Source organism: Sinorhizobium fredii NGR234 (assembly GCF_000018545.1).
Classification (GTDB): domain Bacteria; phylum Pseudomonadota; class Alphaproteobacteria; order Rhizobiales; family Rhizobiaceae; genus Sinorhizobium; species Sinorhizobium fredii_A.
In genome coordinates, this window is record NC_012586.1 from 1,525,806 (window position 1) to 1,538,541 (window position 12,736).

General features: G+C 63.1%; 13 protein-coding genes. 6 read left to right on the plus strand and 7 right to left on the minus strand.

Annotation, left to right across the window (positions count from 1 at the left end):
* The first annotated feature begins 42 nt into the window (after positions 1-42).
* Positions 43-936, plus strand: coding sequence for a nitrate ABC transporter permease (gene ntrB / locus NGR_RS07265; RefSeq protein WP_015887599.1), 894 nt, complete (start codon positions 43-45; stop codon positions 934-936).
* Positions 937-947: 11 nt separating this feature from the next.
* A complete protein-coding gene (locus tag NGR_RS07270) occupies positions 948-1,748 on the plus strand; it encodes an ABC transporter ATP-binding protein (RefSeq protein WP_015887600.1) in 801 nt (266 codons plus the stop codon).
* A gap of 145 nt (positions 1,749-1,893) precedes the next feature.
* On the opposite strand, the gene NGR_RS07275 is transcribed toward NGR_RS07270, so the two are convergent.
* The 3 genes from NGR_RS07275 to NGR_RS07285 all read right to left on the minus strand — a co-directional run bounded on the left by NGR_RS07275 (position 1,894) and on the right by NGR_RS07285 (position 3,770).
* Positions 1,894-2,517 carry a hypothetical protein gene (locus tag NGR_RS07275; protein ID WP_164923952.1) on the minus strand — a complete coding sequence of 208 codons (624 nt, stop codon included), beginning with the start codon at positions 2,515-2,517 and terminating at the stop codon, positions 1,894-1,896.
* 225 nt (positions 2,518-2,742) lie between these two features.
* Positions 2,743-2,952 (minus strand): hypothetical protein, encoded by a 210-nt coding sequence (locus tag NGR_RS07280; protein ID WP_164923953.1) that lies wholly within the window; start codon positions 2,950-2,952, stop codon positions 2,743-2,745.
* A gap of 335 nt (positions 2,953-3,287) precedes the next feature.
* A complete protein-coding gene (locus tag NGR_RS07285) occupies positions 3,288-3,770 on the minus strand; it encodes an Lrp/AsnC family transcriptional regulator (RefSeq protein WP_432654006.1) in 483 nt (160 codons plus the stop codon).
* Between the two features lie 77 nt (positions 3,771-3,847).
* Between NGR_RS07285 and NGR_RS07290 the strand changes: the two genes are divergently transcribed.
* On the plus strand, positions 3,848-6,904 hold the full coding sequence (locus NGR_RS07290; protein WP_015887605.1) for an aminotransferase class III-fold pyridoxal phosphate-dependent enzyme: 3,057 nt from the start codon (positions 3,848-3,850) through the stop codon (positions 6,902-6,904).
* 61 nt (positions 6,905-6,965) lie between these two features.
* On the opposite strand, the gene NGR_RS07295 is transcribed toward NGR_RS07290, so the two are convergent.
* The 4 genes from NGR_RS07295 to NGR_RS07310 all read right to left on the minus strand — a co-directional run bounded on the left by NGR_RS07295 (position 6,966) and on the right by NGR_RS07310 (position 9,429).
* Positions 6,966-7,421, minus strand: a complete 456-nt coding sequence (locus NGR_RS07295; RefSeq protein ID WP_015887606.1) for a GNAT family N-acetyltransferase — start codon at positions 7,419-7,421, stop codon at positions 6,966-6,968.
* A 59-nt stretch (positions 7,422-7,480) separates the two neighbouring features.
* Positions 7,481-8,473, minus strand: a complete 993-nt coding sequence (locus NGR_RS07300) for a YihY/virulence factor BrkB family protein (RefSeq protein WP_015887607.1) — start codon at positions 8,471-8,473, stop codon at positions 7,481-7,483.
* Positions 8,474-8,653: 180 nt separating this feature from the next.
* On the minus strand, positions 8,654-8,872 hold the full coding sequence (locus NGR_RS07305) for a hypothetical protein (RefSeq protein WP_015887608.1): 219 nt from the start codon (positions 8,870-8,872) through the stop codon (positions 8,654-8,656).
* 329 nt (positions 8,873-9,201) lie between these two features.
* On the minus strand, positions 9,202-9,429 hold the full coding sequence (locus tag NGR_RS07310; protein ID WP_164924098.1) for a hypothetical protein: 228 nt from the start codon (positions 9,427-9,429) through the stop codon (positions 9,202-9,204).
* A gap of 246 nt (positions 9,430-9,675) precedes the next feature.
* Here NGR_RS07310 and NGR_RS07315 point away from each other — a divergent pair, with 246 nt between their 5' ends.
* From NGR_RS07315 to NGR_RS07325, 3 genes are all read left to right on the plus strand, one after another.
* Positions 9,676-10,914, plus strand: a complete 1,239-nt coding sequence (locus tag NGR_RS07315; protein WP_015887610.1) for a cation:proton antiporter — start codon at positions 9,676-9,678, stop codon at positions 10,912-10,914.
* 173 nt (positions 10,915-11,087) lie between these two features.
* The gene (locus tag NGR_RS07320) at positions 11,088-11,522 is read left to right on the plus strand and encodes a GFA family protein (protein ID WP_015887611.1); all 435 of its coding nucleotides are present in this window, start codon (positions 11,088-11,090) and stop codon (positions 11,520-11,522) included.
* A 68-nt stretch (positions 11,523-11,590) separates the two neighbouring features.
* Positions 11,591-12,685 (plus strand): branched-chain amino acid ABC transporter substrate-binding protein, encoded by a 1,095-nt coding sequence (locus tag NGR_RS07325; protein ID WP_015887612.1) that lies wholly within the window; start codon positions 11,591-11,593, stop codon positions 12,683-12,685.
* The last annotated feature ends 51 nt before the right edge of the window (positions 12,686-12,736 follow it).

Below are 12,736 nucleotides of genomic sequence, written 5' to 3' on the forward strand. Positions count from 1 at the left end.
AGACGCGCGGCGCTGTAGACCCGAAACCCTCAGGAGAACGGCATGTCCGTCACCAATCTCAAGCTCGAACCGCAGGCGGCGCCGCAGCCTTTGGCCAACGTCATCGCGCTCAGCTACCCCGCGCGCCCCGGCATCGATCGCCGCCTGTCGCGCCTCGTCGCCCAGGCTGTCGCAAATCTCTTGCCGTTGCTCGTCACGCTATCGTTCTTCACTCTCGCCTGGCAGGTCATTTGCTCGTCACCCGACTCGAGCCTGCCTGCGCCGTCCCGCGTCTTCGAGGAGAGCTGGGAGTTGATCGCCCATCCCTTCTATGCCGGACAGGGCGTCGACCAGGGACTGTTCTGGCATGTTTTCGCCAGCCTGCAGCGCGTCGCGCTCGGCTATGCCATGGCCGCCGCGGTCGGCATCGCCCTTGGTGTGCTCGTCGGCCAGAGCGCGCTCGCCATGCGCGGCCTCGACCCGATCTTCCAGGTGCTGCGCACCGTGCCACCACTCGCCTGGCTGCCGCTTTCGCTCGCCGCCTTCCAGGACGGCAACCCATCGGCGATTTTCGTCATCTTCATCACGGCGATCTGGCCGATCATCATCAACACGGCAGTCGGCATCCGCAACATTCCGCAGGACTACCAGAACGTCGCCCGGGTGCTGCGCCTCAACGGCTTCGAGTATTTCGCCAAGATCATGCTGCCCGCCGCCGCCCCTTACATCTTCACGGGCTTGAGGATCGGCATCGGGCTCTCCTGGCTGGCGATCGTCGCTGCCGAGATGCTGATCGGCGGCGTCGGCATCGGCTTCTTCATCTGGGACGCCTGGAATTCGTCGCTGATCAGCGACATCATCGTGGCGCTGATCTATGTCGGCATCGTCGGCTTCCTTCTCGACCGTCTCATCGCCCTGATCGGCCGCGCAGTCACCCGCGGCACCGCGAACGCCTGAGGAGATCCTCCATGACCAAAAGCTATCTCTCGCTCGAACTCATCGACAAGACCTTCGAACGCGGCGGAACGCGCACCGAGGTCCTGAAACAGGTGTCTCTTGCCGTCGAAAAAGGCGAGTTCATCTCGATCATCGGCCATTCCGGCTGTGGCAAGTCAACCTTGCTCAACATCGTCGGCGGGTTGACGCAGGCGACGAGCGGCGTGGTGCTCCTCGACGGCAAGGTGGTCGACGAGCCGGGACCGGACCGCGCCGTCGTCTTCCAGAACCACTCGCTGCTGCCCTGGCTGACGGTCTATGAGAACGTCCGGCTCGCCGTCGACAAGGTCTTTTCCGCGACGCGCAACAAGCGGGAACGCCATGAATGGACCATGCGCAACCTCGAGCTGGTGCAGATGGCCCACGCCGCCGACAGGCGCCCTTCCGAAGTGTCCGGCGGCATGAAGCAGCGCGTCGGCATCGCCCGGGCGCTCGCCATGGAACCGAAGGTGCTGCTTCTCGACGAACCCTTCGGCGCGCTCGACGCCTTGACCCGCGCCCATCTGCAGGACCAGGTCATGCAGATCCACGCGACGCTCGGCAATACGGTCCTGATGATCACGCATGATGTCGACGAAGCCGTTCTGCTCTCCGACCGCATCGTAATGATGACCAACGGACCGTCGGCGCGGATTGGCGAGATCCTCGACGTGCCGCTCGCCCGCCCGCGCCGGCGCATCGAGCTCGCCTCGGATCGAACGTACCTGAAATGTCGCGAAGCGGTGCTCAAGTTCCTCTACGAGCGTCACCGCTTCGTCGAAGCTGCGGAGTGAGACCCCGCGCGCCGGATCGCTGGAGAATGTCCACACTTTCAGTTGCGCCCCACCAGCTCAGGCTCCGCTTCCCCTGCCCTCCCGCAGGGGAATGCAGCCGCTTTGAGTCACTACCGCGGTCCGGCCCGGCGTCCGCGGCCGATCCTCAATTGGTCGCGAAGCAATAGAAGAGGCCGTCGCCGCCGGTGCCCTTGAAGGCCCCGATGGTGCAGCCGCCACGCGTAGGATGGGAGGAGTTCCAGGATTTGGCGGCGGCCGAGTCGTCCAACCCGGTGCGGTCGCTATGACCAACGATTGCCGCACCCTCTGCGCCGCCCATGGTCCAGTTGCCGCAGGTCTCCGCGGCAGCGGTTCCATCCGGCTTGGTGCCGGTCAGAATGTCGTGTCGGTTCGGCGTGTCGCCCCGGCCATTGATGACTTCGCCCTTTTCGTTGAGCGCAGTTTGTTTGGTCAGATTGTTGCTGTCACCGTGCAACGAAGCGACGTCGTCGGCAATCTTTTCGCCCTTGGCGTTGTGCCAAGGTCCCGTACCGATGCGATCCTTGGCATTCTCGGCATCTGTGGAGAGATATGCCCTCCAGGTCTTGCCGGTCGAGCCGCCGGCAGCCGCCAGGACGCCACAATGCGCATCGGCGCCGGCCAACCCCCCGAGATCGCCGCCCTTGCCCGGATTAGCGCTGGTGACGAAGAAGCTCATCGACGTGTCCTGAGCATGGACCGAGGTGAGCGAAAAGGCCAATGCGGTTGCGATAAGTGCCATGCCTTTCATGGCGAACCTCCCTTGGATATGTCCAGGGCTCAAGCGTATTGCGCACGACCGCAAGGGTAAAATCGAAATCTCGTGAGGAGCCTAATGACATGTCGCCCAAAAGTGTGCAGCGGTTCTGGGATGACGACATGCACAAAAACAAAGACCTAAAGCGCGCCGCGTGAGTACGTTTGAACGCGACGCGCTTTAGACGGGCGGCCGGCGCTTCACGCAACGCACGACCGGTCAGACGCGGTCAATGGGGATGGGATACCGGTGAGCTTGTCGGGAGATGCCGGCGATGCGGCCGGCACCGTCGAGCGCGATGCTCAGCGTCTGATCCAAATGGCCGTCGAGCGTCACGATGAGCCCCGGCGCATCGTTGATGATTGCGGGGCTGGCCGCGACCTGGCGGGAGAGATTCTTGTTGGCCAGCCCAAGAAGCAGGCGCGCCACCTTGTCTGCGCCGGTGACGACGTTGAGAGCGGCGTCACCTTTCCGCCGCCGTCCGTCACGAGTTCGACATCGTCGGCGAGAATCTTCTTGAGATTGTCCAGGTTCCCTGTGAACACGGCCTCCTGAAAGCTCGCGACAAACCGGCCGACATCTGCCTCGCTGGGTCGGAAGCGCTTGCTGGACATCGGACTTTGAAAGAAAAAATCCGCGGGCTCGGACTAAGACGCCCATCAGACGCCGCCGTTCGAGGCAGAAACAACGAGGATGACAGGTGAGCGAAGTTTTCAAGGGCGGTTGTCAATAAAAGGAGTCCGACCGGCTCAAACCGCGCCGCCTCAGCTCCGCTCGATCTCTCGGCGCAAGACGATCGAGGTCGTCAGGTCCTCGACATTCTCGAACTGGGCGACGTCGTTGCGCAGTTCGTTCAGGGCATTGATCGATGTCACGCTCACCTCGACCACCAGATCGAGCTGGCCGCTGACGGAGGAAACCCGCCGCACCGACGAAAGGCCGGCGAGCCTGTCCAGCACACCGAGCGAGGGTGTGCGCTTGAGCGTCACCATCAGGAACGCCTCGATCTGCCCCTCCTCCAGTTGGCCGATATCGGCGCGGTAGCCGCGGATCAGCCCAGTCTTTTCGAGCCGCGCGACCCGCTCGGCGGTCGCGCTGCGCGACAGCCCGATACGGCCGGCGAGCGATTTCATGGGGATGCGCGCCTCGCGGCTCAGAATGCTGAGGATCGTCCGGTCCGTAGCGTCGATAGTCTGCACTGAGAACTCCTTCGGCAACGCCGACAAGATGACGGTTATTACGAACAAAGTGGCGGCGCAACCGGCGGATTGCCGGATGCGCGCTATTCGGCGGCATGCGACGCTCGCCGCGAGAGTGAGGTCCCATGAACGACATGCTGAACACAAAACCGGAATTATCCCTGGACGAAGCCGGCGCACTCCTCGCGCAGCACTTCGGGCTCAAAGGGACGCTCGTGCCGCTCGACAGCGAGCGGGACCAGAATTTCAAAGTGACCGCCGACGACGGCAGGACTTTCATCCTGAAGATCATCAACGCCGCCGAGCCGGCGGTGGAAAGCGATTTCCAGACGGCGCTCTTGAAACACATCGGCGAAAATGCGGGCGACCTTCCGGTTCCCCACCTCCATCCGACGCTCTCGTCAGCGAGCCTCGCCGAAACGACGAGTGCCCGCGGCGCTGCCCACCGCCTGCGGCTAGTCAGTTGGGTACCGGGCGTTCCGCTTGCCCAGTCCGACCGAAGCGAAGCGGCTCTGGAATCGCTCGGGCGGATGCTCGGCCGCTTCGATGCCTCGCTCCGGGGTTTCATGCATCCGGGCGCGCTTCGCGACCTCGACTGGGATATTCGCAAGGCCGGCCGCTCCGCCGACCGGCTGCACCATGTTGCCGACGAGAGCGACCGTGCCCTGCTCGGGCGTTTTCTCGCCCGTTTTGAAGAACAGGTCTCCCCGCGCTTTGCGACCTTGCGTGCGTCGATCATTCACAATGATGCGAACGACTGGAATATATTGGTAGACCCCGACAATCGGGATCGCATATCCGGCATCATCGACCTCGGGGATGCTCTCTACGCGCCGGTCATCGCCGAGGTGGCGATCGCTGCCGCCTATGCCGGGCTCGATCACCCCGATCCGATCGGTGCGGCTGCGGCGATCGCCCGCGGCTTCCATGGCGAATACCCGCTTCTCGAAGAGGAGATCGATCTCCTCTTCGATCTGATCGCCATGCGGCTGGTGACCTCCGTGACGATCTCAGCGTCGCGCCGGACGCATGCCGGTGACAATCCTTACCTCGCGATCAGCGAGCGGCCCGCCTGGACGCTCCTGCGCAAGCTCGACGCCATGCAGCCGCGCTTCGCAACCGCGATTCTCAGGCACGCCTGTGGTTTCGAGGCGGTTCGCGGCGCGCGCGCCGCCAGCGCCTGGATCGAGCAGAACCGCAAGAGCCTCCTGCCGCTCCTTGGCCGCCCTGCCGCAACCTATCGGGCCGATCTCGTCCCCTATGGCGACCCGGCGCATCCGATGACCGTCAGTTCGGCGGAGGCGCGGCCGCATGATGCGCAGTTCATCTGGGAAGAACATTGCCGCAAGACGGGCGTGGAACTTGGCATCGGCCCGTGGGGCGAAGCCCGCACCGTCTATTCCGGCGAGATGTTCGTGTCGCGCCTGATCGACGATGCCCGCCGTACGCGCCACCTGGGCCTCGATCTCTTCATGGCGGCCGGTACGAAGCTTTACGCGCCGCTCGCGGCGACGGTGGTGAGCGTCGAGGTCGAACGGGAGCCCCTCGGCTACGGCTGCCTGATCGCCCTTCGGCACGAGCCGGCCAACTGCCCACCCTTCCTGACGCTCTGGGGGCACCTTGCCCATGAGGCCGTCGGGCGGCTGAAGGCCGGCGACCGTTTGGAGGCCGGTGCGCTCGTCGGCGAAATGGGCATGCCGGAGGAGAACGGCGGCTGGGCGCCGCACCTGCATCTGCAGATTTCCACCGATACGGATCTTTCGGCGACGGAGATCCTCGGCGTTGGCGAGGAGCGCTACCTCGATGTCTGGGCGGAGCTCTTTCCGGATCCGAGCCTGTTCGCCGGCATCGCGGAGGAATTCTTCAAGTGCAGCGGCCGCTCGCATGAGGAGATCGTCAGGCTTCGCAAGGCGCTTCTGCTGCCGAACCTGTCGATCTCCTACGACAAGCCGATCAAGTTCGTGCGCGGCGAAGGGGTCTGGCTTATCGATGATCGCGGCCGCGCTTATCTCGACTGCTTCAACAATGTCTGCCACATCGGTCACGCTCATCCGGCGGTGGTCGAAGCGATGGCGCTGCAGGCGGCGGCGCTCAACACCAATACGCGCTACCTGCACGACAACATAGTCGCCTATGCCGAACGACTGACGGCGACGATGCCGAAGGAACTGGCGGTCGCCGGCTTCGTCAATAGCGGCTCGGAAGCGAACGGTCTCGCGCTGCGCCTGATGCGCACCCATACGGGCCGGGAAAACGCCATCGTCCTCGATTGGGCCTATCACGGCACGACGCAGGAACTGATCGATATCAGCGCCTACAAGTTCCGCCGCAAGGGCGGCAAAGGACAGAAGCCGCATGTCCATGTGGCGACTGTACCCGACAGCTACCACGCGCCGGCCGACTGGCCGGTCGAGGAGCATGGGAAACGCTTTGCCGAAAGCGTCGCCGAACTGATAGCGGCCATGAAGGCCAAGGGCGAAGCGCCCGGCTTCTTCCTGGCCGAGTCCATTCCGAGCGTCGCCGGCCAAGTCTTCCTCCCGGACGGATATCTCAAGGAAGTCTACCGCATGGTGCGGGAAGCGGGCGGCGTTTGCATCGCGGACGAAGTACAGGTTGGCTTCGGGCGGGTCGGCAGCCATTGGTGGGCCTTCGAGACGCAGGGGGTCGTCCCCGACATCGTCACCATGGGCAAGCCGATCGGCAACGGACACCCATTGGCGGCGGTCGTCACCTCCCGCGAGATCGCCAGCTCGTTCAACAACGGCATGGAGTTTTTCAACACGTTCGGCGGAAACCCGGTCTCCTGTGCCGTCGGCCTCGCCGTCCTCGATGTCATGGAGAGGCAGGAGCTGCGGCGCAATGCCTTCGAGATCGGCAACTATCTGGTCGCAGCCTTCCGCAAGATGCAGATGCGCTACGATGTCATCGGCGACGTTCGCGGCCTTGGCCTGTTCCTCGGCATCGAGCTCGTCAGTGACCGAAGGACGAAGGCGCCCGCCACCGAGATCGCCCGGGCGGTTTGCAACGGTGCGCGGCAGCGCGGCGTCCTGATGGGCACCGAGGGGCCGCACGACAATGTCCTGAAGATGCGCCCGCCGATGATTTTTTCGAAGCGCGACGCGGATCATCTGATCGCGGTGCTCGACGAAACCTTCCTGGCGGTGGCGGCGGGCGGCGCGTAGGAGGGCAGAAAAGCGATCGCTCCTACTGCAAAGATGCGTGGCAACCCAAGCGGTCCTGTTTCTACTCTGCCACCCACCGGTAGAGGACGTCCGGCTCCTTTTCTTCGTTTCGGCTGCCGTCCGTCTCCTCAACGGCGATGAACCCATGCTTCTCGTAAAAGCGACGCGCTCCCCGGTTGCACTGAAAGGTCCAAAGCGACAGCTGCGCGGCGCCTGTCCGAGCGACGTTCAGGAGCGATGCTCCAATGCCACGCCCTTGATGCGCCGGCAAAACGTAGAGCTGGTCAATCCATTCCGGCCGAAAAGCAATCATCCCGACCAGTACATCGCGCTCGAATACTCCCCACACGGAGCAGTCCTGAAACACTCTGTTCCTGAAGAACCAACTATCTTCCTCCGGTGTGTGGAGACCTGCAAGCGAGGGAAGGCGATCGTCAAACGCAACCCGCAGGACGCCCGCCGCCTCATCGGCGAATTCACGTCCAAGCTGCACCGGCTGAGAGGTACTGAATTCCATTCCTGTCGTTCCCCATAGGGGGGCACCGTCAAAAGCTTCCCGCCAAATTCCTATCAAGCCTAGTCCGCAGTCTTCCCGAGCGTATCGGCGACGTAGGCACCGCGTTCACCCATCGGCAAGGGCTCTCCAGTAGTGGAATCGACAGCAGTCTGATGCTCGAGCTCGGCGTTGAGAAGAGCGCCTGTAATCAGGATGACCATGGAGATCCAGACCCACATCATGAAACCGATAAGCGCGCCAAGAGCGCCGTAGGTAGCGTTGTAATTGGCGAAATTTTCCAGGTAGTAGGAATATATCCATGAAGCGGCGAGCCAGAGCAACGTGCTGAATACGGCACCCCAGTTCAGCCACCGCAGCTTCGCCCGCTCGCGGCTCGGCCCGTAGCGATAGATCAGGACCGTGCCGAGGGTGGCGAGGATCAGAATGGCCGGCCACCGCGCCACTCTGGTCAGGATCTCGACCCAGCGATCCAGCCATAGATAGGCGAGCATGGCCGGAAGGACGCCGATCGCCACGATGAGGATGACGGCAAAAAGCAGTGCGGCGAAGGTGAAGGCGAGACACAGGAGCGTTCGTGAGACGATGCCTCGCTTCTCCTTTTCGCCATAGGCGACGTTCATCGCGTCAAAGAGCGCAGCAATGCCGTTGGCGGCACTCCACAGAGACACCAACAGGCCGCCGATGAAGCCAAGGCTGAGCGTCGATGCCTTCTGCGTGGTCAGGGACTTCAACTGATCGGCGATCAGATCGAAGGAGCCGGGCGGCAAGAGCTCGTCCAATACGGCCATATGCGACCCTATATCCGATGGGTTTGCGACGAAACCGTAAAGCGAGACCAGCGCACCAAGGGCCGGAAACAGCGCCAGCAGCAGGTAGAAGCTGACCCCTGCCGCGATCAGGAAGACACGCTCCTCGGAGATCTCGGATACCACACGCCAGAAGACGTCACGTATCCCCTTCGCCGGTATTTCTTCCGGCGTGGCGGCACTCCGCCCCCTGCCCGGCTCGGCGGCTTCCATAGTTTTTGTAAGATCGGCCTCTTTCGCGCTCATGGCGGAGCGTCCAGTGTCTTGCCGGGCCTCAAGCACCCGCGATCCGCCCAACCCTCGGGAGAACTGCTTGTTCCGCGCTGGCACGGATTTTGCCGGTCGAGGACATCGACCGATCGGAAAAACGACGGCACATCCGCTACCGCGTGCCCCATTCCGGCGACGGTCAGTCCGCAGTGGCGCTCATTGGTGGGAATGCGTACCCTTCTTCTGTATCAGTCTTGCCTTATGATGCGGGCAGTATTTTCCGACAGCCTTGGCGGCGCAGAAGAGATAGGGCCCCCCGCCATTGATCGGCCAGATACACTCGCCCGGCGACAGCTCCTCAAGCCGCTTTGCATAGGGCAAGCGCTGTACGTCATAGGCGTTTGCGGGGATGAATTCTCTCTGGTACTCGTTCATTGGTCACTTGCGCTAGCGTCAAGACCCTCCCGATCAGCTTATCGGAAGTCGGCACCGCACCCGGGCTGCCGCGAAATGTCAGCCTGGAAGCAGCGTGACGACCATGACCGCGGCGACCACGGCAAGCGCAGCGATGAGGGCGATCAGTTCGATCATCATGTAACGCTGCATGTCGCGACGCATGCTACTTCCTCCACGTCGTTGTGAGGTTGAAGGAAAACGCTTCAGCACGGCAATTGTTCACGCAGGGCGGCACGCCCTTGCGGCAGCGTTCCCACGCCCAGATGCCTCGACGCCGAGGGCGAAGCGCCGGCGCGTGCAGACAGCCGCTAATCGGTGTCTATCCCGGGCGCGGTATCGCCCGTCGTCAACATCCGTTTCAGAGCGAGCTCGCTCCTTACGCCCTGCTGGTAGAGGTGGAAGAGCATCCTGCCTGTGCGCGCACCCTCCTCACTTTCCGGCTCCAGTTCCCTGAGCGAACATGCATAGGCATGAACGCGCCGGAGCATCGCTATCTCGTGGTCGTCAATGGCGAGATCCGAAAAGCGCATCTGCATCTCCTTTGACCCTCCAATCAAAGCAGCTTTGTTGGTCATGTTGATATCGGTGCGCGAAGCGCCTGATTCCAGATCTCCCTTTTATCAATGACCGGTGATGGGCGTCGGCGGGGAACGACACAGGTGACGGGCGCGTTTCCGACCAACTCGCCACGCGTTTTCGGAGCCACCATGTTCGCGAATTCTTTTTCAAGACCCTTCGATCCCGATCCAGCTCTCGATGCGCCAAGACATCGAGAGGCGTAGATGGAAAGCTACGACATTACGCTTGGACTGTTCGGGCTCGTGATCCTCCTCACAGCCTGGATTCCCATGGCCTTTCGCCGCTTGCCGCTTTCACTGCCCATCTTCTGCATTGCAATCGGTGCCCTCGCCGGACAAACCCTCCTCCTCCCGCGCGTCGATCTCGCCTCGTTCGACAGCCGGCTTCTGATCGAGCACATGACAGAATTGACCGTCATCGTTTCGCTGATGGGCGCCGGGCTGAAAATCGACCGCCCGGTCGGCCTGCGCCGCTGGGCTCTCACCTGGCGGCTTCTGGGCATTGCGATGCCGCTGGGGATTGCCGTGATGGCTGTCGGCGCCTCCTGGATCCTCGGTCTGGGGGCCGCTTCCGCCATTCTGCTGGCCGCTTGCCTGGCGCCGACCGATCCGGTCCTGGCGAGCGATGTCCAGGTGGGACCGCCGCAGACCGGGACGGAGGACGAAGTCCGGTTCGCACTCACATCCGAAGCCGGCCTGAACGACGGCCTCAGCTTCCCGTTCGTGTATTTGGCGATTGCGATCGCGCTAGCCTCCGATCGGTCTGACTGGTTCGCCCACTGGCTGCTCGTCGATGTCCTGTGGCGGCTTCTTGCCGGAGTCGTGATGGGGTGGACCCTCGGCAAGGTACTGGGCTTTGCCACGTTTCGCCTGCCCAAAGGGGCAGCGCTGGTGCGCACCGGCGACGGCTTCGTCGCCCTAGGGATCACCTGCCTCGCCTACAGCCTGACGGAACTCGTTCACGGCTACGGATTCGTGGCCGTGTTCGTCGCCGCGCTGTCCTTCCGCACCGTCGAGCGAAATCACGATTTTCACAAGGAACTGCACGACTTCGCCGAGCAGATCGAAAGGCTCCTGATGATGGTGCTTCTCGTCTGCTTCGGAGCCGCCGTCAGCCTCGGACAGTTTATTGCCGAGCTTGATTGGCGCGTGGTCGCCTTTGCCCTATTCGTCCTGGCGATCGCCCGCCCGGCCACCGGATGGGTGAGCCTGCCGTCGACCTTGCCCAAGGGAGAAAGGGCCGCGATCGCAGTCTTCGGGATCCGCGGCCTCGGCTCGATCTATTATCTGGCATTTGCAACCGGCTTGGCGAGATTCGAAGAAGTGGGCCTCATGTGGTCCGCCGTCGCCCTCATCGTGCTGGTCTCCATCGTCACGCACGGCTTGACGGTCACTCCCGCCATGCGCTGGCTCGACAGGCGGCGCAAGACGGCAGATCCGTAGATGTGAAGCCGTGACCACACATGCGAACCATTCTCCACGGCGCGCCCCGGGGCCTGGGCGGTCGCGCTCATGCTTGAAATCCAGTATCGTCCCGCGAAGTATTGCATTCCGGTCGGCTCGGTGTCGTGGTTGCGTCTCGACAGAACCGCAGCCTGATTGCCACGAGGAGCACAATGACGGATACGACAGCCCGCATGCTCGCCGGACGGTGCCTGTGCGGCTCTGTTCACTACGTCGTCGCCGACGAATTCCGCTATGCGGCAAACTGCCACTGCACCGATTGCCGGCGGACGACCGGGTCGGCTTTCAAGCCGTTTGCCGGCATCGAGCGGGAGAAGTTCAGCGTCACCAAAGGGACAGACCGGCTGCAGACTTACGGCCAAGAGAACGCCCACGACGCCCGCTGCGGCAAATGCGGGTCCTTCCTCTATTCGGTCGTCCGTGATGGCGCCTATGTGCATGTCGCGCTCGGCCCGCTCGCCGACGAACCGACGATCCGGCCGAGCGAGCACATTTTCGTCGGCTCGAAGGCGCCCTGGTTCACGATCACCGATGACCTGCCGCAGTATCGGACCCATGTCGCGGAGGGGCCGCCGATCAACCGCTGAACGCCCGGGGAGCTCACCCAAGTAGCCGCACCTCACCATCCAGAGTATATTGCAGGCGGAGGTGTTGCATGCGCCGGCCTCTCGTCCTTGCTGCCATCCTGGCTTCCACACTCGGCTTTCCGGTTCAAGCGGAAATTCTGATAGGCGTCGCCGGCCCTATGACGGGCAAGCTCGCCTGGACCGGCACGCAGTTGAAGCGCGGCGCGGAGATGGCCGTTGCCCGGATCAATGCCGCCGGCGGCGTGCTCGGCGAGCAGATCCGGCTGATCGTGGCCGATGACTTTTGCGATGCGCAGCAGGCCGTTGCGGCCGCCCAGAAGCTGGTCGCCGACAAGGCCGTTCTGGTCATCGGACATTACTGCTCGGGTGCTTCGATCCCGGCATCCAAAATCTACGCCAAGGCCGGCGTGGTGCAGATCTCGCCGTCCTCGACCAATCCCACCTTGACCGAACAAGGCTATGCCAACGTCTTCCGGGTGTGCAGTCGCGACGACGCACAAGGCTTGCAGGCCGGCAACTACCTGGCCGACCACTGGGGCGACAAGAAGATCGCGATCCTTCACGACGACACGACCTATGGCAAGGGACTTGCAGAAGAGACCAGGAAGCAGCTGAACAAGCGCGGCGTCAACGAAACGATCTACCAAAGTTACGAGCCGGGGAAGGACGATTACTCGGCCGAGATCGCCGGCTTTCAAACGGCAGGCATCGCCGTGCTCTATCTTGGCGGCTACCACACGGAAGCGGCGCTCATGGTTCGTGCCGCCCGTGAGCGCGCCTATCCGGTGCAGGTGATCTCCGGTGACGATACGGCGACCGAGGCATTCGGCCTCATCGCCGGCCCGGCCGCCGAAGGAACGCTCTTCACCTTCGTCGCCGATCCGCGCCGGAATGCCGAGGCGGCCGACGTCGTCGCGCGCTTCCGGGCCGAGAATTTCGAGCCGGACTCCTGGACCTTGCACAGCTACGGCGCGGCCGAGGTCTGGGCCCAGGCGGTGCGGAAGGCGGGGTCGCTGGACCCGCAGAAGATCACCGAAACGCTGCGCAAATATCAGTTCGATACGGTGCTCGGGCGCATCGATTTCGACGAGAAGGGCGATCTCACCGTTCAGAATTGGGTGTGGTATGTTTGGAAGGGTGGCGAGTACGTGCCGCTGGAATAACCAGCGCTGATGGCAGCAACTCGCTTTTGAGAAAAAACCCGTGCGGACGAT